At 41.1% G+C, this 21,309-nt stretch carries 16 protein-coding genes and 1 pseudogene; 8 read left to right on the plus strand and 9 right to left on the minus strand.

All coding sequences use genetic code 11. The features are described from left to right. The first annotated feature begins 96 nt into the window (after positions 1 to 96). Complete coding sequence (locus Q0541_RS08550) at positions 97 to 534, plus strand: hypothetical protein (protein WP_298908242.1); 438 nt, start codon at positions 97 to 99, stop codon at positions 532 to 534. 234 nt (positions 535 to 768) lie between these two features. Continuing rightward, positions 769 to 1,683, plus strand: coding sequence for a M23 family metallopeptidase (locus Q0541_RS08555; RefSeq protein ID WP_298908245.1), 915 nt, complete (start codon positions 769 to 771; stop codon positions 1,681 to 1,683). 409 nt (positions 1,684 to 2,092) lie between these two features. Here the strand turns inward: Q0541_RS08555 and Q0541_RS08560 are convergent, their stop codons facing one another. After that, positions 2,093 to 2,860 (minus strand): circadian clock KaiB family protein, encoded by a 768-nt coding sequence (locus Q0541_RS08560; RefSeq protein WP_298908247.1) that lies wholly within the window; start codon positions 2,858 to 2,860, stop codon positions 2,093 to 2,095. Between the two features lie 242 nt (positions 2,861 to 3,102). Further along, entirely contained in the window at positions 3,103 to 4,377 is a 1,275-nt protein-coding gene (locus Q0541_RS08565) for a type IV pilus twitching motility protein PilT (protein WP_298908250.1), read from the minus strand. A 732-nt stretch (positions 4,378 to 5,109) separates the two neighbouring features. Between Q0541_RS08565 and Q0541_RS08570 the strand changes: the two genes are divergently transcribed. Next, entirely contained in the window at positions 5,110 to 5,484 is a 375-nt protein-coding gene (locus Q0541_RS08570) for a hypothetical protein (RefSeq protein WP_298908253.1), read from the plus strand. A gap of 278 nt (positions 5,485 to 5,762) precedes the next feature. After that, entirely contained in the window at positions 5,763 to 6,890 is a 1,128-nt protein-coding gene (gene wecB, locus Q0541_RS08575) for a non-hydrolyzing UDP-N-acetylglucosamine 2-epimerase (RefSeq protein WP_298908256.1), read from the plus strand. Positions 6,891 to 7,360: 470 nt separating this feature from the next. Here the strand turns inward: wecB and Q0541_RS08580 are convergent, their stop codons facing one another. The 5 genes and pseudogenes from Q0541_RS08580 to Q0541_RS08600 form a co-directional block, all read right to left on the minus strand. After that, positions 7,361 to 8,029, minus strand: coding sequence for a peptidoglycan-binding domain-containing protein (locus Q0541_RS08580; protein WP_298908259.1), 669 nt, complete (start codon positions 8,027 to 8,029; stop codon positions 7,361 to 7,363). A gap of 391 nt (positions 8,030 to 8,420) precedes the next feature. Further along, positions 8,421 to 8,735, minus strand: a complete 315-nt coding sequence (locus Q0541_RS08585; protein WP_298908261.1) for a response regulator — start codon at positions 8,733 to 8,735, stop codon at positions 8,421 to 8,423. Between the two features lie 155 nt (positions 8,736 to 8,890). Beyond that, a pseudogene (locus tag Q0541_RS08590) lies at positions 8,891 to 9,644 on the minus strand (Crp/Fnr family transcriptional regulator). Positions 9,645 to 9,724: 80 nt separating this feature from the next. After that, positions 9,725 to 10,471: a Crp/Fnr family transcriptional regulator gene (locus Q0541_RS08595; protein ID WP_298908265.1), complete on the minus strand. Its 747-nt coding sequence runs from the start codon at positions 10,469 to 10,471 to the stop codon at positions 9,725 to 9,727. Between the two features lie 189 nt (positions 10,472 to 10,660). Beyond that, positions 10,661 to 11,398, minus strand: coding sequence for a Crp/Fnr family transcriptional regulator (locus Q0541_RS08600; protein WP_298908268.1), 738 nt, complete (start codon positions 11,396 to 11,398; stop codon positions 10,661 to 10,663). 991 nt (positions 11,399 to 12,389) lie between these two features. On the opposite strand from Q0541_RS08600, the gene Q0541_RS08605 reads away from it, so the two are divergent. From Q0541_RS08605 to Q0541_RS08615, 3 genes are all read left to right on the plus strand, one after another. Beyond that, positions 12,390 to 13,427 (plus strand): NADP(H)-dependent aldo-keto reductase, encoded by a 1,038-nt coding sequence (locus Q0541_RS08605; RefSeq protein ID WP_298908271.1) that lies wholly within the window; start codon positions 12,390 to 12,392, stop codon positions 13,425 to 13,427. A gap of 168 nt (positions 13,428 to 13,595) precedes the next feature. After that, positions 13,596 to 14,642: an aliphatic sulfonate ABC transporter substrate-binding protein gene (locus Q0541_RS08610; RefSeq protein ID WP_298908274.1), complete on the plus strand. Its 1,047-nt coding sequence runs from the start codon at positions 13,596 to 13,598 to the stop codon at positions 14,640 to 14,642. Positions 14,643 to 15,249: 607 nt separating this feature from the next. Then, complete coding sequence (locus tag Q0541_RS08615) at positions 15,250 to 15,921, plus strand: glutathione S-transferase family protein (protein ID WP_298908277.1); 672 nt, start codon at positions 15,250 to 15,252, stop codon at positions 15,919 to 15,921. A gap of 75 nt (positions 15,922 to 15,996) precedes the next feature. On the opposite strand, the gene Q0541_RS08620 is transcribed toward Q0541_RS08615, so the two are convergent. Together Q0541_RS08620 and nrdJ are read right to left on the minus strand one after the other, a co-directional pair. Next, positions 15,997 to 17,010 (minus strand): NAD(P)-dependent alcohol dehydrogenase, encoded by a 1,014-nt coding sequence (locus tag Q0541_RS08620; RefSeq protein ID WP_298908280.1) that lies wholly within the window; start codon positions 17,008 to 17,010, stop codon positions 15,997 to 15,999. Positions 17,011 to 17,212: 202 nt separating this feature from the next. Continuing rightward, positions 17,213 to 20,482, minus strand: a complete 3,270-nt coding sequence (gene nrdJ, locus Q0541_RS08625) for a ribonucleoside-triphosphate reductase, adenosylcobalamin-dependent (RefSeq protein WP_298908283.1) — start codon at positions 20,480 to 20,482, stop codon at positions 17,213 to 17,215. A gap of 244 nt (positions 20,483 to 20,726) precedes the next feature. On the opposite strand from nrdJ, the gene Q0541_RS08630 reads away from it, so the two are divergent. Beyond that, a complete protein-coding gene (locus Q0541_RS08630; protein WP_298908286.1) occupies positions 20,727 to 21,236 on the plus strand; it encodes a GNAT family N-acetyltransferase in 510 nt (169 codons plus the stop codon). Positions 21,237 to 21,309: the final 73 nt, after the last annotated feature.

Here is a 21,309-nt window from a genome sequence, read left to right on the forward strand (position 1 = left end):
GGGAAGACCCCAAAGGCGATAACATTTTCTGTAATTTCCTGCTTGCTAAAAAAATTAGTTGAATAGAAATTAAGTACTTAGATAAGGAAGAGTGAAATGGGACTTAGCGAGGGACTTTTGAACCCGACCAAAAAGGCTATGGTAGTAAATGACTGTTGCAAGATGATCGAAGGACAGCTTGCATCCAAGTCAGGGATGAGCGGTATCGCATTGAAAACTGCCTTCGCCGCCCTAAAGGGGGTTAAGCCAGGATATATCCCTTACGTCGTTGAGCAGATTCTGCCGCAGTGCTTTACAGCACTTGATCCCATCTGGAATGAAGGCGTAGAGAAAGGCAATCCAATTGAATACCTTAGTGGGAATCGCTCTCATACAGCAGACGCGCTACTGGGTGTCACCGATGCTAGAGCCAAGAACGTAAAGCGCCAAATCGTGCGAGGAACCTATGAAAAACTTCGCGGTTCAGCCAAAAAGCACGTAGAAGAAGCAGTGCCAGACTTAGCCAAAGTAATCGATAATTACACTAAGTCCTGAGCCAGAAGGGAAGAATCACAATAAACGTATGCCGCCGTTCGATGCGTCGGTGGCTGGCATACGAGGCAGATATTACACTTATTAGCTCCAAAGTGTTTGGCGAAGGTCTTAGAGATGCCATAGCTACTAAATAAATAAAGTGCAGTATTTAATTTCCTGATATATACCGAGTAAGTTTGAAACAACAAATAATCAGAAACCATCTGAATTATTGTTTTAATCGGCTTACAACTTATGAAAAAAGTTACTGTTTATCGATACCGTACTTATGGACTAATTGGGTTAATATCCTTAACCCTCATATTAAGTACAACTACATCTGCCCTAACACAGTTAGCAGACGATTCCCCAATTGGGCAAACTCCTATCTCTGCTTCTAACTTAATATGGCCGACTCAAGGATTTATTTCTCAAGGCTTCCACAAATATCAACATGAAGGAATTGATATTGCAGGGGCATCTGGAACTCCTATTGTTGCTGCTGCATCCGGTACAGTTGTTAAAGCAGGTTGGGATAATTGGGGATTAGGCAATGCTATAACTATTAAACATCTTGACGGGGGCATCACTGTTTATGGTCACAATCGCCGTTTGTTAGTGAGCAAGGGTCAACAGGTCATTCAAGGTCAAATTATTGCTGAGATGGGATCTACAGGCAATAGTACAGCACCTCATCTGCACTTTGAAGTTCATCCAAATGGTCAAATAGCAGTTGACCCCCTTCGTCTGTTGACATCCTTAACAGCAAGTGTTACTCCTGCTTCTAAAGTTCAGCAAGTGGATAACCCGAACCGCCGAGTCTCGACACCCCCAATGGCAAAGCAAGTTTCATCTTCACAGCCAATTCCAATAGATTTTGCACCTGTAAGCACTGATACTGAATGCAATGGAGTTACCATTATTCAGGGTGAGACTGCAAGTATTCGTGTAAAAGTCTGTGAAGAAAATGGTCAGTTATTTTATATTGGGCAGTTGAAACAAGACCCAAGTAAGGCTATAAAGATATCAGCTTTGAATATTGGCAAAGGCAGATATCGAGCCGATAATGGTAGTTTTTATTATTTAGTCAGCCCTGAAAGAGTGGAAGTTTGGCGAAATGGGACTCAGATGCATTCTGACAGATTTTATACTTTAACAAAATCGCCCTAAACTTACCATTTTATATTTGTTCACAACTATACTGTATTGCAAGCGATCGCTTGAGTTGATCAATTTGCTAAGTGATTCCATAATTATCTGTATATTGCTGTAGCGATTATCAATTGTGATGCGATCGCACTTATTTGCCAGTTTCAATCCCTAATAGAGATTTTAGTTGATTGCGATAAATAGGAATTGAATTTCCTCAATATCATTATTTTAGTTTCAATCCCTAATAGGGATTTTAGTTAATTGCGATTTGTTCAAATTTGGTCATTGCCCAGAATTCATAAACTGCGTTTCACTTTTAACCCTCAATTTGGCAAAATTATACACCAAGCTATAGCTAGCCGACCTGAAAGCAATGCTTGGGTTGGGCTACACCTACGCACTTTCTATAAAGTTATCGTTATAAAACTTAAAATTTTTCCTTAGGAGCTAACATCTGTAAAATCTTTTCTACATGATCCAACTCTCCAACGATTCGCCGAATTGGGTGAGGCCAAACCTTGACAAGGGTAGGAGTTGCAGAAACCTGATTGAGTTCTGCTTGTTCTGGATGAGTTAAAACATCAATCACCTTCAAAGTATAAGGGTGTCCAAGCGATCGCTCTAACAATTCGTGTAAATTTTGGAGAATGCGTTCGGTGGTACTGCTATGTCCTGCAACGAACAAGCGCAGAACATACCCTTGTGTGATAACTTCCTTTTTTTGTACTATCACTGGTTGGTGGTATTTTGGCACAGGTTCAGAAAGGTCTAGACGGACAATTAAATCGTGATCTTCCCAAAGCTGCCCAAATGAGGAACGATAAGTTGTTAACACCATGCGATCGCACAACCCCTCCTGCCAGGGAGCTGCTTGCCATACTAAGTCCCCTGTGCCAAAAATGGCATTAAGCAAAGCTTGATGTCTAATTACAGCCGGATAAGCTTCAGCAAAAGTTCGCACTTGTTGAGTGCGCGGATCTAACCAGTGGTCAATAGTTGCAGTATAACAAGGCACTAAAAAATGCGGTGGCTCTGGTAAATCTAGGATTTCTTGCAAAGCCGAGCACAAATGCAAATGCCATCGACCTTGCTTGCTAGGGTCGATGCAGTAAATTAAATCTCCTCCAGGTGTAAATAGCGCAATGCCTTTAAACAACTGGGGTGTAGATAGTTTGTTTGTCGTCAAGTTATTCACAGAGGCTAGGAAGCTAAAAGTAAAAATTTTCTCTTTTACCTTTTACCTTAGCTATAACGTCAACCAGGATCACCTAAAAAATTGGCAACCCATCAAAAATCCCGTAAATCTCGTTTCCACTCCCTGACTGGAAATGCTTTTGATTGCGGTGCCGCTAGAACCGGAGGCGGAACCTCCAAATAGGCATTCCCAGTCGGAGACTGGGAACAAGACAATCATCTTCATTGCCAAGAGGAACAGACTTAAACTCGACCTCGGAGAAACTGCGCCATTTCGTTAGGAGTTGGTGACATTTCCAAAGCAGTTTCTTCAGTAATCCGACCGTCTTGATAGAGATTGAGCAACGACTGATTCATCGTAATCATGCCGTCAAAGCCAGCTTGTTTCATCAACTCGCCAATTTCATCATATTTACCATCTTTGATCCATTCTTTAATTGCCTCAGTGTTAATCAAGACATCGTGGAAAGCAGCCCGCTTCCCGTCAGTTGTGCGGCATAACCCTTGGGCAATTACTGCCACTAAAGACTCAGAAATTGCCACCCGCATTGCATCCTGTTCTTCACCAGAGTAGAGATTGAGAATCCGCTCAATGGTTTTGACAGCGCTATTGGTGTGCAAGGTTCCCATGACTAAGTGACCAGTCTGAGCAGCTTTTAGGGCGGTGTTAACTGTTTCCTTATCCCGCATTTCTCCCACCAGAATTAAATCTGGGTCTTCCCGCAAAGCTGCTTTCAAAGCGTTGTCAAATTTCCGGGTGTGCATTCCCACTTCCCGCTGTTTGACTAAAGACTTGCGGCTTTGATGAACAAATTCTATCGGGTCTTCAATGGTAATGATATGCTTGGCCATCTCCTTATTGATGTAGTCAACCATCGCTGCCATTGTGGTGGATTTACCAGAACCAGTGGGCCCAGTCACCAAAATTAAACCTTTGTGGTGATGACAAATATCCCGAAAAACTGGAGGTAAATTCAACTGTTCCATAGTTAAGATTTTCAGCGGAATCAACCGCAAGACCATTGCAGGCCCTTTGAGGGAGCCAAAAACATTAATCCGCACGCGAGCAAAGTCATACTGAGTTGCTCCGTCAAATTCTAAATGTTCTTCAAAGCGCTGAATTTCCCCCTCAGTCATCACCTCCCGCAACCAATTCATCAAAGTTTCTTTATCTATTTCTGGATGATCCGTTGCTTGAATTTCTCCTCGGTTGCGGAAGCGGGGTACTTCACCTACACCCAGGTGAAGGTCAGAATATCCCTGATCGTAAGCTTCCCTAATTAACTGCGCTAAAGTGAGTCCCGGACTGGTGTTTTTAGGGCGAAGTGAACTAGGTATGGGCGGTGGACTACCCGGACGATGACCTGCAACAGGAGCGTTGGTGCTTCTATCCATTGACATATCCAATGTTTGTGTCATCTGCCGCTGCGTACTAGAGGTTGGCGGTGGTGGCGGCATTGGCGGTAGGTTACGTCCAGCAGCAGGGTTAGAATTTAATGGAGACTGTGATTCTGTCATATATCTTCACATTTGGCAGTTAAAAAGTTGAATTAGCGAGAAGTCTAGTCACTTGCTTCAATGACTTTTGGAGAATGCTTGCGTGCAAGCCCTAGCGGTGATGGGGAGCGATTGAGACTCTAGAACCACGGTCAATCCATTTCATCCACCTCAATTAGTATCTTTTTTTCCTGAGATTCCACTTCTCAAAAGATTTAGAGAAGTTATTTATCCTATATAACCTGGTTTAACACACGCAATGAGTCAAGACGCTTCAGTAAAATTATTGAGGTAAATAAGTATTTTTTAATACACAATTAAAATATAAATATTCTAAGCCTTTAGATGAGAAATTTATCCCAGGCATGGACACAAATTGCCAGCAATTAACAGCACAAACATTAGCAGATCATTTATTCAGCCCATCTATGAATTATGAGAACCACGAATAATTTTTATAAGAAATGTTAATTGGAATAGGAGCAATATCCAGGGGATCAAGGTTAAAAGCTCATACCTTTTAGGTTATATACCTGAAGAGAGATGCAGAAAAGAAGTTTTTTTAATAGATAGAAACTTGACTTTATATCCACAATTAGAAAAAATTAACTGTAAAGTTTAGTAAATAAATACTCATTTTTCCGATTAGTTTTTATATACTGAATTTCACTGAGAAACAAATTCAGTTTACTCGCCAAAAGCGAGATATGACTGAAAATTCAAATTTGCTGTGTATTTTTAGGAGGAAAAGTCATGGTTTCTGCTCAAAGCTCTAATCAAGGAAAGACCTACTCCATGTTGATGATTAAAAGCTTTTTAATATGGACTTTTACATTAGCAGTATGCTTGTTGGTTGTCGGTTTTCCACTAGTTGTCTTGATGGCTACAGTCGGATGTCTGTTGTCAATTGTCTTGCAATCTGTGATGCCTGTTAGTGCTGTTTTGCTTGTAGCAGGCGCTTTAATAATGTTTAATGTCATGGCAGTTGTATTGGCTGCGGGTGTACTAACTCTTAAAGGAGTTCATCCTAATGAAATTAAATGGTTAAGCTGGCTGCATGGAGAAGCAGACCAAATGCAGACTACTGTTTACGCTGCTTGCCCTTTAACTTGTGAGATTAAAATATAGTCATTACAGGTGAATTCGACAAACAAACAGTGCGTCTGCCCGGTTAAGCCGGGTTTTTTCATGCTTTTTGTGATTTGAACATTGGAGATTAAGATTTAGTAATTAGAGTTTTATTCGAGAAATAGTGCATTTGCCTGGTTAAGCCGGGTTTTTTCATACTTTTATGTGATTTATCCTTTTATATTTATGATTTGTGTGATGATTTACCGCCAACTATTGACTATTAATCATAGACCATTGACTATAGCCATTGGCAAATGACAGATGATTAATGACTAATGACTAATCAAAAACGGGTTTACATTATCTTGGGTACTCGTCCGGAAGCGATTAAACTAGCTCCGGTGATTCAAGTCTTCCAGAAGTCTTCAGATTTTGAGTCGCAAGTAATTCTAACTGGACAGCATCGGGAGATGGTTGAGCAAGTTATGCAGCTGTTCAACATCAAGCCAGATTATGACTTAGAAATTATGCAGGTTCAGCAATCTCTAAATGATATTACCTGCCGCAGTTTACAAGGGTTAGAAGGGTTATTCAAGGAGAAAAAGCCAGATTTAGTGGTGGTGCAGGGAGACACTACCACGGCTTTTGCGGCTGCTTTGGCAGCTTTTTATCAAAAAATCCCTGTTGGTCATGTAGAAGCAGGGTTAAGAACGGATGATATCTTGAATCCTTACCCAGAAGAAGCTAATCGGCGATTGATTTCTCAAATTACTCAGTTGCACTTTGCGCCGACTCCTTGGGCTGTGGAAAACTTGCATCGTTCTGGTGTTTTGGGTGAAATTCACATGACCGGTAACACGGTAATTGATGCATTGTTAAATGTAGCTGCAACCCAAGCAATTTGCAATGTACCAGGCTTAGAGTGGGATTCATATCGCGTTCTGTTAGCAACAGTTCACCGTCGGGAGAATTGGGGAGAACCTCTGTTAGCGATCGCTCAGGGGTTTTTACAAATTTTAGATAAGTTTCCTGATACAGCTTTGCTGCTACCATTGCACCGCAATCCGACAGTGCGAGTTCCATTACAAGAGCTTTTAGGGAATCATCCCCGAATTTTCTTAACAGATCCTTTAGATTATGGTCAACTGGTGGGAGCAATTGGGCGATCGCATCTTTTGCTCACTGACTCTGGTGGGTTGCAGGAAGAAGCCCCCAGCTTGGGAAAACCAGTACTAGTTTTGAGAGACACCACCGAAAGACCAGAGGCTGTTGTAGCGGGTACAGCCAAACTTGTAGGCACTACGAGTCAGAACATTTTTGCAGCCGCTGCTGAGTTACTCAGTGATCTAGATGCTTATGAAGCAATGGCAAATGCAATTAATCCCTTTGGAGATGGTCATGCAGCAGAGCGCATTTTGCAGATTGTGCAAAATTACTTGGGTCTTTCATCAGAATCAACTTAGAAAGTTACATTAAACAAAGTGCAAAATTTCTGTTTTTTAGGGTGCAAAAAACCGGCTTTTCTCCCGGTTTTTATTTTTTTAGTTAGATTTATTTCCATCCCACAAGAAAACAGGTAGAGCCTCGAAACGAGATTTTCCAAGGGTGGCTTTTTGATTGACTGACAAAAGTCCTCAAAGTCTTGTCCTTTCGCTTTCATCCCGCTTAAGAATCAATTCCCAAGCTAATAGCTTAAGTCTACTAAAGTAGACTCAAAAGCATTTAAGCTATAAGCAATCAATTTATAGCAGTTCTCGACCAAGTAAGGTACAGTTTTGACCTCACTTCCATTCCTCTCTCCTTTTAAGAGAGAGGCTTTGAATTTTTCCCCTTCCCGCTTCGGAAAGGGGGCTAGGGGGTTAGGTCTTATACCTTACCGAATTGAAAATGGCTATATTGCACGGCGGGTTAGGGTGCAACGCATTCATATTGGCTAAATACCCAGAGCTACTCGAGTTTCAGGGCCCACAACACCATCTACAAGTAGACCTTTACTTGCCTGAAAGCTTCGGACTCGGCTAGCAGTTTCTTGACCGTAAACTCCATCAATTCTGAGATTACCCAAAGCTGTTTGAACGTCTCTTACAAGCAGACCTCTAGAACCAGGGGTAAGAATAACTGAACCCCCAACGCCACCAGGTCTAGTCACAGGAGCACTGTAAGGTTTATCACCAACCCATCGGGCAAAAACGTATCTACCTGTAGAAAGCCTAGCAAAACCGTTTTCATATCTTTCAATCGCTGGGAGTGTTGAGCCATTTGATACACAGTCCACATATGAGTAGTTGCTGCTTGGGCCTGTACGGATACGTAAACAACTGCCGTTAGTCCTTACATATGCAGCCGAACTCATTTGAATTTGGCTAGCAGCAATAAGTAATACACCAACACCAGCTAAAGCTAACCAAGCTGAAGATTTAAGAAGTTTTTTCCAATTGAATTTAGATTTGCTGTTTCCAGATGCTTCTTCTTTAGTAATAACTATGTCAGAAGATTTAAGAAGTTTTTTCCAATTCGATTGAGATTTAGGAGGATTGTATCCAGTGTTTCCAGATGCCTCTTCTTGAGCAATAAACATGTGGGAATAAGCAAGATATTCCATAATGCACTCCTTTATATGAAAAAATGAGTACCACAGAGAAATACTTTATTTTTCTCTGTATTTATTCTTAGTATATTTTATATCACTGTGTTTTCAAAATATTTTTACTGGTAGCGAAATTAAGAAAAAATAAAATTAGTCAAAAGATTCCTGAGAAAATGCATCGCCTGGTGATTTAATATAAAAATCACCAGGCGATGAGGTAGCCCGTTGTAGACATCACATTTTCAAAATAAATAAAATTTAGTTAAAGCTTTCTTGCTTACTGGCTTCTGACTTATTGCATCTAAATATGTCAAGCGTATCGTTTGAGTCCAGTTAAACTAGCAACAACAGAAGCTAACTCGTCTAAGTCTATCGGCTTACATCGGTATATATCATAACTTATTAATCAGGCATTATTACGGTGTTTTTCGAGAGCGGATGCCGTTAAAGCAATCGCTGGAATTTTTCTCCCTCGCTTTGCTTCCAGATTTCTGGCCTTCAAGAGCAGTGAGTAGCCGTCTTCATCTGGTAAATAAATGTCACTAATTAGGATGTCTGGTTTAAAAGATGACATTATTGCTATAGCCTCGCCTGCTGAAGCAGATGTGACTACCTCTGCTCCGTCTATTTCAAACAGGAAAGTAAGTAATGTTCTCGTATCAGGATCGTCATCAACAACCAGCAATCGCAGACCTTTAAAAGAGATCGATTGATCAGACATTATTTTCACTGCCTTGTAGCTCAAACACTTGGAGTAGCAACTATCTCAAAAGGCAGGTATTTGTAAATGCCATTTGATGTCTACTTAACTAAATCTTAAAGGAACTAACTAGCAAGGGTCTGTCCGGTTTCGGACATATAATAAGTTAAAGTTATTTATTGGCGATGTCTACGACGGGCTACGCCTACGCGCCTTGGCTGATTCTCCAGCAACCGAGCAAATTCATTTTGGATGACTCGATAACACTCGCAAGAAGTTGCTTCCAAATCCTCTCGGTTGAGAATGCTAATATGACCACGCTGGTAGCGAATCATTCCGGTTCGGCTCAGGGTATTAGCCGCTACTGTCACACCGGAGCGCCGTACACCCAGCATCTGGGCAATAAATTCTTGTGTGAGCGGAAAATCCTCTGATTGCAGGCGGTCAGAGACTGTCAGTAGCCAACGAGCCAGCCGCTCCTCTAAGGTATGAAAACGGTTGCAGGCACATCCTTGCGCCAGTTCAGTGTATACAGCTTGTACATAGCGCAGCAGCAGGTTTTGAATAGCTCCGCCCTGATTGACACTCGGTTTTAAGTACACCTGCATCCATCTGCATAGCAGCACCCGAAACCTGCACAAACGCTTTTGTGGTTGTTGTCTTGCCTCCTAAAATTATTGGGATACCAACCATGCCTTCATTACTCACTACCCCAACTTCTATCGTCGAGCCATCTTCCATAGTGGTAACTAAAGAAACTACTCCGTGTTGGGGAAAATAGACCTGTGTGATCGGTTCTTTTGATTCGTAAATGACTTGCCGAGTCGAAAGCGAAACCAACTTCAAGTGTGGAACAAGACGCTGATAATCACTAGTTGACAAAGCCGCGAGTAACTTATTTACTTGCGGCTTAAGAGTGTTTTTGCTCACTGAACATTAAAAGAGAAATTTGCTCAAAATACTTTAAATCAAGTGATTTTTGCGAGTCTGTTCGGTTTGGCACACATAACTCAAAAAAATTTTTCGGATCGCTTACTGGGCATCATGCCCAGTAAGCGAGCAAATTCGTTTTGTATGACTCGATAACACTCGCAGGAAGTTGCTTCCAAATCCTCTCGGTTCAGGATGTTAATATGACCACGGTGATAGCTGATCATTCCGGCTCGGCTGAGGGTGCTAGCCGCAACTGTAACGCCAGAACGACGTACACCTAGCATCTGGGCGATAAATTCTTGCGTGAGGGGAAAATCTTCTGATTCCAAACGCTCAGAGACTGTCAGTAGCCAGCGAGCCAGCCGCTCTTCTAAGGTATGCAGACGGTTGCAGGCAGCTGTTTGCGACAGTTCAGAGTATATAGCTTGTACGTAGCGCAGCAGCAGGGTTTGAATAGCTCCGCCCCGATTGAACTCGGCTCTAAATACATCTGCATTCATCTGCATACCAGCACCCGAAATCTGCACAAATGATGTTGTAGTTGTGGCCTTGTTTCCTAAAATTACTGGGATACCCACCATGCCTTCATTGCTCACTATCCCAACTTCCGCTGTTGAGCCATCTTCCATAGTGGTAACTATAGAAACCATTGACTTATCAGCAAAATAGACGTGTGTGATCGGTTCGCCTGCTTGGTAAAGCATTTGCGGAACTTCGAGCGAAACAAACTTTAGATGGGGGACAAGACGCTGATAATCACTGGCTGGCAGAGCTGCGAGCAGCTTATTTGATAGTTGCTGAAAAAGGTTTTTATCTAATGACATTAGAAGGCACTTTCCTTAAGGTTGGTGACTCTAGAAAAGCCAACTCAGAGCATAAGGAAAGGATTTAAGGATCAGATCCTGATGTCAAAAGGTGTATTCGCTAAAGAAATACGAAGACAATCTAAAAAAGTTTAAATGAACACACTTGTTTGAGTCTGTGCGGTATCGTACACAGAAGCTTAAAAAAAGTTATTTTCGTCGTTTATTGGGCTTATTGCCCAATAAACGAATAGATTCCTCTTTTAGTATCTGATAACATTCACAGGAAGTTTTTTCTAAAGCCTCTCGATTCAGAATCTTAATCTGACCACGGTGGTAGGCGATCATTCCAGCTTTGCTCAGGGTGCTAGCTGCTTCGGTGACACTAGCGCTATTTACACCCAGCATCTGTGAGATAAATTCTTGGGTGAGCGGAAATTGCTCTGATTCCAGACGGTCAGAAACTGTCAGCAGCCAACCAGCCAGCCGCTCCTCTAGGGTATGAAAACGGTTGCAGGCAGATTCTTGTACTATTTGAGTGTATACACGTTGGACATAGCACAGCAGCACGGTTTGAAGCGCTGCACCCCGATTGAACTCGCTTTTGAGTATATCTGCATCGATCTGCATGGCAGTGTCTGGAATCTGCACAAATGCTGTTGTGATTGTGGTGTTGTTTCCTAAAATTACGGGCATACCCACCATGCCTTCATTACTCACTAAACCAACTTCTGCTGTGGAGCCATCTTCCATAGTGGTGACTATAGAAACCACTGCTTTATTAGGAAAATAGACCTGTGTGATCGGTTCGCCTGTTTGGTAAAGGACTTGCCGATTTGATAGCGGAACCAGCATCATGTGGGGAATAAGACGCTGATAATCGCTGGCTGGCAGAGCTGCAAGCAACTTATTTGTTGGTTGCTCAAGGGCATTTTTGTCTAATGACATTGGAATTCTCCTGAATGTAGCCGTCTCTAGAAAGAGCAACTCCAGGCATAAGGAGAAAAATCAAGAATCTAATCCTAATGTCAAAAGGTGTAATTCCTAAAAAAAGTTGGAATAAGAGTTTTTTATACTCCTATTTGTAAGTATAACATAACTAAATTATTTAATGCAAAATAAAGGGCATTGCTGATTAAAAATACGAATTTGTTTCACGCAGAGGCTCACAAACACAGAGAGTAAGAGTTGAAAATAGATGATTTTTGCATTTCATATCTAAATTTAGCAACGCCAGATCAAGTATTAATATGCTGCTTTGTAACTGCAATTGAATGCATCAAAAATGCCATAACATCCCAGTAAATATTTTAATTATTCAGTATAATTATATTTATTTGTTACTTAAATTACATTGCTATAGACATGAGTATTGTTGGAAGCGATCGCAGCAAAAAATTCCTGGTTATGCAAGTCCTTAAAACCCTAAATCTTTGTCATTGCTACCAAATGTTATAAACTCTTCCAAGTATACTTAGTATATTTTAATTGTCATAAAGACAATATATTTAGAACTAAATATATTAATATGAACATTTATTAAGACTTAATTCTAAAATAATTTTAAAATTTTCTGATATACTACGGTAAATCTATTGATTTGTAGTAGTATGCGCTAGGGCTAAAATACTCCATTTCACAAATCCTCAATAAAAGCAAGTATTTTCTACTACAATTTTAGATTTTTTCTTACTCCCAACTAGCTTACTTATCTGGTTCATCTATGCAATAATAAGCAACTGTATTCATAAAATACGTTTTATCTATCGGTTTTTAGTAGTATCAGCTAAATATTAATTTGCTGAAAAACTTATATTGGTTTAGTACCAAATTCGCTGTTGTTTGGAGCTAATTTACTTACAAAGAGCGCCTTGAGAAAAATGCAAAATCTCCCAAAAAAATATTATTTTTGAATCAACTGAAAAGCAACGCAAAAATTATGAAGTATAACCAACTTGGCAAGAGTGACTTAAAAGTTTCTGAAATTTGTCTGGGCACAATGACTTATGGAGAGCAAAATACGATTGAAGAAGCCCATGAGCAGTTAGATTATTCTATTGCTCAAGGAGTCAACTTTATTGATGCGGCTGAGATGTACCCTGTCCCCACAAGTGGCGAAACTTATGGATTAACTGAAACTTACATTGGGGAATGGTTAAAGCGTCAACAAAGAGATCAACTAATTATAGCTACTAAAATTGCTGGGCCTGGTCGAGGCTTTAAATGGGTACGTGGTGGAGCCAAAGCAATTGACCGTGATAATATCAAACAAGCCGTAGATCATAGTCTAAAAAGATTACAAACAGATTATATTGATCTGTACCAAATTCACTGGCCCGATCGCTACGTGCCACGGTTTGGGCAAACGGTATTTGATCCGACTCAGGTGGCAGAAACGGTTCCTATCCCTGAACAGTTAGCAGTTTTTGCCGATGTAATTAAGGCAGGGAAAATTCGCTATATCGGTTTGAGTAACGAAACACCTTGGGGAGTTGCCCAATTTAGTAACGCTGCTAAACAGTTAGGATTGCCTAAAGTTGTTTCGATTCAAAATGCCTACAACTTGCTGAATCGAGTATTTGACGGAGCCTTAGCAGAGGCAGTTTACCAGGAAGAAATTGGCTTACTAGCTTATAGTCCTTTGGCATTTGGCTTCTTGACTGGCAAATACCTAAATGGCAAACTAGAGAAAGCAAGAGTCACTTTGTTTGAAAATTTTGGTCAGCGTTATTTGAAACCAAAAGTAAGTGAAGCAGTAGCAGCTTATGTGGAAATTGCCAAGCGCTATCAATTGAGTCCAGCGCATCTAGCTTTGGCATTCGTGCGGAGTCGTTGGTTTGTGCCTAGCACAATTATTGGTGCTACGACACTCGAACAACTCAAAGAGAATTTGGAAAGTGTAAATGTAGTTCTCGACAAAGACATTTTGGAAGAGCTGGATATAGCTCATGCTCAGTCTCCAAACCCAGCACCTTAACAATTCAAAATTCAAAATTCAAAATTAAAGACAAAGGAGAAATAACTAATCTCCATTGCCTCCTTACCAGGCTCCAGCCTGGTAACGCCTTTCGAGAGCCTCTGGCTCTGATTATTAATTTACCGTTTGTTTGGAATTGTCTCAGTTTTATGGAGCAGTAAATCATTGATGAATAAATATCAAAATTCTCATTTGCTGTGTACCTTAAAAGCAGTAGTCTGGCTTTTGGTAGCCCAATCAGGTTTGATAGTTTCTGGATGTAGTCCAACTAACTCTGCCAATTCCAGTGTTAAACCTGTAAGTGGCCATCAAGGTTCCTCAACAGCACAAAGTTCTGCACCTGAAAAACAGACAGTAGTTCGCATTGGTTATATTAAGGGAAGTCTGTCTGCGATCGTAAAAGAACGCGGTACTTTAGAGCGTGAACTAGCCCCCAAGAATATTAAAGTTGAGTGGGTTGGTACATTCCCATCTTTTGCACCTGTATTAGAAACAATTAATGCTAAAAGTTCTGATTTAGGAGCCGGCGGCGATATTGCTGGTTTGTCTGCTTTATCTGGTGGGATTAATGCTTGCATCATTGCTTACCGACCGGCTAATCGCAACTCAGAGGGGATTGTAGTTCATGCAGATTCCCCCATTCGGAAATTCGATGATCTTATTGGTAAAAAGGTGATTGTCAATCGAGGTGGAATCAGCGAACATTTGTTATTAAAACTATTAGAAAAAGAAAATATCCCCAAAGATAAAGTAAGTCGCGTTTACATGAAACCTGATGAAGCCCTACCCGCTTGGGTATCACATCATGTCGATGCTTGGGCAGTTTGGGACCCTTGGGTTGCTAGTGCTGAAATCAAGTATAATGCCCGCCAAATTCCTTTACCTGCAAAAGTCCCGCATTACTCCCTTTATATGGTGGATAGGGATGCACTAAAAGAAAAATCTGAGGCGATTAGGGGAGTTATTGCGATTCTTGCTAAAGAGGGTGAATGGCTAAATAAACATCCCCAGGAGAATCAAAAACTATACCAAAAAGTATCAGGTTTACCGCCTGAAGTTGTGAAGCGGACATTTGAGCGCCAACCTGTTGATGGAGTGCTTCCCTTAGAACCGAAAGTGATTGCCGATTTACAGAGTGCTGCTGATTGGATATACAAACAAGGAATTGTTCAGAAACGAGTAGAGGTGCGTGATGCACTCTGTCCAAGTTCCTAGAGGTTGTTTAAAAAGTAATTGGTTGTGATTTTAATTGAATTATTACCCCCCTTAATCCCCCCTTTCTAAGGGGGGAAACCAGAAAATCTAGTTCCCTCCCCAATACATCGGGGAGCGTTAGGGTGGGGTAAAAAAATATTTGATACATCAATCATGACTTTTCAAACATCCTCTTAGATTAGGGACTGACAAATAAAAAAATATCCAAAAAACTCTCTCTTCCTCATTCCTCTGTGTCGCGCCAGTTGCTTCTCCCAAGGGGAGACGCTGCGCGAACAAGTCGGGGAACCCGCCCAACGCACTGGCTTCTCTGTGTCTCTGTGGTTCGTTTGTTTAGGTAATTTATTTCTTATAAATCCCTTAAAAACTAGATATTTAGTAGGTAAGATATGACTTTTACAGCAACCAAGAAAATTTGGCGTAGCCTCACAAAGAAATGGTATTACCTAGTAGTCAAATTTAAAAGTTTGGTTAGTGTCAAGAATTTTTCACGCTACACCCGCCTCAAAAGGGCTTCAGGACACTAACAATTTAAGATTTGGGATTTTGGATGAAAATTCAATTCCCAATACCGATTAACAAGTCCTATTTACCAAGGAACTTAAACATGGCCCAAATCAAAGTATACAGTGCAGTTGTTTGTCCTTATGCTCATCGTACCCGTTTGGTACTCCAAGAGAAGGGCATTGACTTCGATTTGATTGAGATTGATTTGCAGAATAAGCCTGAAGGGTTTACCAAAGTTTCCCCCTATGGTAAAGTTCCTGCGCTAACTCATGGCAATGAGCCAGTTTGGGAGTCAGCAGTGATTAATGAGTATCTCGATGAGGTATTTCCCAATCCACCACTATTACCCAGCAGTCCGATTGCCAAGGCACAGGCTCGTATCTGGATTGATTTTGCTAACACCAGGTTCGTTCCCGCTTTTTCTACCCTGCTGCGGAGTTCAGATCCCCAAAAACAAGAAGAAGCTAAACAGGAACTATACAAACACCTGGAATTCATCGAAAATGAAGGTTTGGCAAAGCTATCTGGGGAAGGCCCTTACTGGTTTGGTGAATCCATCAGTTTGGTCGATTTCACCTATTTCCCCTGGTTTGAGCGCTGGGCTGCACTGAAGCAGTATCGAGGTTTTGGGGTGCCAGAGGAATTTACCCGTGTACGCCAGTGGAAACGTGCTTTGAAAGAGCGTGAATCTGTGAAGGCGATCGCTCACTCTAAGGAATTCTACATCGAGCGATATGCTAAATTCGCTGCGCCTACTCTCGCTGCTGTTTAAACCTAATTAATAATTATGTTTCAAGTGGGGTTTAATTCTCACTTGAAACATATAATAAACTCTTTAAAAATAGAATTACGAATTACTAATTACGACTTTACCGAAGTGAGCCGCACTTTTGAGATAATGATAAGCTTCTCGTGCTTCAGTGAATGAAAAAACTCGATCAATAATCGGTTTTATTTGATGCTGTTGCATCGCCTGATTCATCGCTTCAAACATTTCCCGACTGCCAACTTCAATTCCCTGAACTGTTAAATTCTTAAAAAGTATTGGACTAGGGTCAATTTCATTTCCTCTACCTGATAATACGCCAATCAAACTAATACGTCCCCCAATGCGGACTGCTTGTAGTGATTTTGGCAAAGTGCCTGCACCGCCTACTTCTACTACATGATCTACACCTATGCGATTAGTCAATTGGTAAACTTGCTTTTCCCAATCTGGTGTTGTTTTGTAGTTAATTGTCTCGTCAGCACCAAGTTGTCTAGCTCGTGCCAATTTATCATCACTGCTGGAAGTAATAATCGCTCTAGCACCATGTATCTTGGCAAACTGGAGAGCAAAAATCGAAACTCCCCCAGTACCAAGTAATAAAACACTATCACCTGCGTGAATATTACCTTCTGTCACCAGTGCATGCCAAGCTGTGACACCTGCACAGGGCAAAGTCGCCCCTTCAATGTAGGATAGATAGTCTGGTAATATCACCAAATTATCTTGGTGTAATACGACATACTCAGCCAGCATTCCATCGTTACCACTTCCGAGAGCAGATTTCATTTTCTCTCTGGTAAAAGAGCCATAAATCCAGCCTTGGAAGAAAGTACCCGCGACGCGATCGCCTATTTTCACGCGTGTAACACCTTCCCCCACTGTCACGACTTCCCCCACACCGTCACACACGGGAATTACCGGATATTTCTGTTTAGCATCGTAAGCTCCTTCGGCGATAAGTAGATCACGGTAATTTAGGGATGTTGCTTTAACTTGAATCAGAACTTGTCCCGCAGTTGGTTTTGGTTCAGGGCGATCGACTAATACGAGGGCATCAATCCCGGCATCGCTTTGAATTTCGTAAGCTTTCATTGGCAGACTCCTTTTGCTAAAGATCATAGTGTAGAGAAATTTTGTGCTGCTTTTCTCCACCAAAATAATTACCAAGGAGGGGAAAAGGCTAAAGGGGAAATTTGAGTTGATATAAAAAGCGGTGGTTAAATATCATATAAAACCACCGCTTTTTATTGGAATAGATAAATAGTACCTACCCGAAGTTGATAGTCATTTCGCCTTATGAGCTTGGTTGCTGATCGGGAAACATACACTTATCAGAGTCACAACCACTAGGCCCAGCTTCTGACATTTCGCCTGAATCGTAACGGCTTAAAACTGCACAGAAATCATCTGTTTTGCGCCGTACTTTCACCTCTTGATTCAAGCGATCGTAGGTTGGTTTGTCTATTGGTTCAAACGGTAAACGCGGGAATGATTGCAAATCGTCAAAACGAGCTAAAAGGGCTGCTGAAATATATCCTTCATCATTCTGGATAGTTTCGTAGATCCGTTGTGCCAAAGGTTCGATTTCATCAGAGCGAAGTTCCAAAGTAGCTGATGTGTTATGAGTCACATACCAACGTTGAACCTGGAGGACAAAATCAAATTGGGCTAAGACTGAAAACTTAGAAACATCAATTTCATCAGCTGCTGGTAAATCAGCCCAAGGTACAGAAACAGGAATTTCTACTAACCACTCACTCACCCTTTGATCAAAGGGATCGTTGAGCAAATTGCCCTGTTCATCTTTGTCTGATTGAGAGGGAATGACGTTGTAACCATAGTCAATACAAGCTAAGGCTACTGGGTCATTTTTGCCGAAGGTGATCCGACGAATAAATCTTTGCGCTTTCGGGGGATGCCATCCGGAACTAGCATTAGTTAATAAAGCCTTAGTACCACTAGGTTGGACTGTGGTACAGCGATTTGGACGTTTGAGATTGTGGCGATCGCAGTAATCCCAAACAACCCGATGTACAATATCTTTCCAGGAAGTTAGATATTTTTCTTCCTCACGCTTGAAAGCTAATCCTTGTGCAGTTGCGGGTCTTCCTTCTGCCCACCAGCGTAGCCAATCAACACCAAAAGCATGGACAAAGAAATCAAATAATCCTGTAAAAGAAACTCCTACAATCGGGTCTAATTCACGGCTGTATTGATAGCGTGGTTCCAGGAATTTGTGATTTAAAAGTGCTGCTACAGATAGCGCTCCAGCAGTGAATGCTTCTTCTTGTTCTTTGTAGTTATATGGGTCGATTTGATTAAGGTGAACCTCAGACAAATTACAGTTCCCAGTTAGGGTATTACCAAATACTCCTTTGTGATGTTCCGGTTCATTGAAGCAATAAGTATCGTGCAAACCTGGTAATTCTTCCACACCTCTGACTATTTGCCATTTACCTTTGTATTTGGCGTCACACCCTTTGCTTACATCCAAACGCTGGCAAGGAATTTGCCCACAGTCAGTGATTTGCAAGTAATATAAATCTTGACTGCGAACACCATAATTAGTTACTGATCCTTTATGAGCGCAAAGATTTAAAGAAGAACGAATACCACATTTAGTTAGTAATAACTGGACTCGATATGCACGTTCGTAATCAGAGATGTAAATCCTAATGCCATTGCTATGTGTATTTGTGCCATCTGTATCCGCTAAACCAGCGATAAAATGCAAAATTGCTTGGCGATTCCAACTAGCAATTGCATTCAGTGACTCTGGATTTGTTTTTAAACTTTTTAAAAATTCTCCAGAAAAACCTAAGTCTGTTACATCTATAAAAGTCGGTAAGTAGTCATAGTTTCTTTCAGGAGACTTACTTCCGATTACAGATAAAGCTGCTTTCTGTTCATAAAGTCTAACTTTGGCATTACCATTTTTGTCTGTAGTTCCATCTCCTACAGCTATCCCCAAAGTATATGCATAACTTGGATTGATATTTAATCCATCTTCGTACTGAATAGTAAAAGGCTTAGTATGAATGTCATATCTACTAACATCCATCAAATCCTTAGTTTCTACTTCTTTGTATTCTTTTTCAAATCTATCTTTGACAAAGAAGCGATGATATTCGGTTGTATCCAAGTAAGTACCATCTGCAAATTTAACTCGATACAGCTTGCGTTCGCTACCAGTTTTAAAAGGTGTTACTTGGCTCCAGTTTTGACCATTCCAAATATCAATTTCACCACCAACAACATCTTTGATTTTATGTATTCCATCTCTAGTGATGAGTAAGGTATCACCACTCACACAATGGAAGTTAGCGCCAATGATTTCTCCGCATGGATTTAAAGCATATCGCTGCAAACGATGTTCTAGCTCACTAACATCCAGATTTGGATAATGTTCTTTTAACCACTGTTGTGCTGTTCCTTGTTCATAAGCTTGCAAAAAATTAACTTTCAGAGCCTGTGTTGGCAGCAAATCAATGTTTGATCGCGCTACAGCTTCACCAGCCCATTGAATCGCTCCCTCACCGCTATAATATTGTTTGCGGACAGCATTAAGACATTCTTCTAAGGTTGGCTTGCGGTGAAAAACTCTGGTATGATTTGCCATCCTGAGTGCATCACGCTCTGGATCAATTCGCCAATTGCCACTTTCATCCTGCTGCCATAAATTATCTTTGGCATCAGCGAACAAACTATCTTCGCTAGAACCTTGCCTCATGCCAGCTGAACGCCTAATGTTACCGGCAACAATTGTGACAGCACCTTGATCAATTAATAGACAGCATTCTACTGAATTTAATTGTCGTCCTAAAGCTTTATTAAGAATAGATGCACAACCTTGATAAAGTCCAGGCAATTTTACAGGATTAGCAACTCCTCCAAAGCCGTTAAGTGTTTCTCCTGCTTTGCGGACATCGCTGATATCGACTAATACTTCAACTTCTGTTGAAAATTGTTCATCAGTGGAGAGTTCCAACAGGGTTTGATATGATTCAACCCAACCTTCACGACTATCTCCAACGTGAATAGTGACATTATTCCCTTCTATATGAGTTTCAGTATACTCACGTCGCTGTTGTTGAGGAGTGCTGCCAATTTCACCTTGTACAGTGACATTCAGTCGATTACGGATGGGGGGTAACTGGTTAATAAATTGTGGTTCTAGGACGGCTCCAGTGCCACAGCCCATCATTGCCAAATCCATCATTAATCCGAAGGCACTCCAGTCTTCGAGATTGGTAGAGGTGCAATTATAAGCCCCGGAAAAGTTCTTGGGCTTGGTTATCCAGTCTGTACCACCAACCCATAGCCAGCGTCCACTGGGCATAGCTTTCAAGTTGCGCTGCATCTGATCCAGGATGGCAGCTTCTTCTTGAGTTAGCTTTCCCAGCTTGATTAAGCCGAGTAGAGTGCGATCGCATACTTCATCCCATGTTTCCCTTAGTCCCGCCTTTGTCCGGCGGCTATAGGTTCTAAAAAATACGGGATTAGCAGCCGGTGCTGTTTCGGGAAACCTTGCACTCTGGCGTGTTCTTTCGAGATTCTGAACCATATATCAAGTGTCTTGCGTGCGGACAGATTATGACTATACGCCAAGTAGTTTGAGTATTAAAGATTGTCAAATTGTCCACTTTACGCTAGCTCTAGCCGGACTATTTGCAACAGAAATTTATGATGTATAATGTCCCTCACCCTTGGGAGAATCTCAATATTGAGTTTTAATTAGCACTAATTAACTCATAAGTAAATTCTCTTTATACCAATTCTTATTTAATTACTCAGCGGAGGCGTAAACTTTGCTTAAAATTATCCAGGTAGAGACTGAGGAAGATAAATCTCATATACAGAAACTGTTTTGGGAATATTTTAACGAGACTAAGTTGATATTCAGCCATCGGTTCGGCATCCATTTAGATGTTGATACATTCTTTGAGCAATATATGATTCAACTTCACGAATTCATACCCCCTTCAGGACGCTTGCTTTTGGGACAATCCGAGGCACAAATAGCCGGCTGCGCTTGCTTACGAAAAATTGGTGAAGATGTTGGCGAAATTAAAAGGATGTATGTAAGGCCAGAATTTCGCTCAAAAGGAATCGGTCGGTCTTTATTAGAAGCTATCATCAATGAAGCTGTTTACATTGGTTACTCAAGGATACGTTTAGACAGTGCCCCTTTTGCAAAGGAAGCACAGGCACTTTATCGGATATTTGGCTTTCAAGATATCGAGCCGTATTTGGAAAAAACAGAGATTCCTCTAGAACATCGAGCAAACTGGGTTTTTATGGAATTGATTTTAAAATGACGCGAGATTCCTAACATCGTCACTCTCCCGTTCATTGCTAGCATTACCATTTTTTAAAGTAGTTGAATTTACA

Source organism: uncultured Nostoc sp., from assembly GCF_937863485.1.
GTDB lineage: Bacteria > Cyanobacteriota > Cyanobacteriia > Cyanobacteriales > Nostocaceae > Nostoc.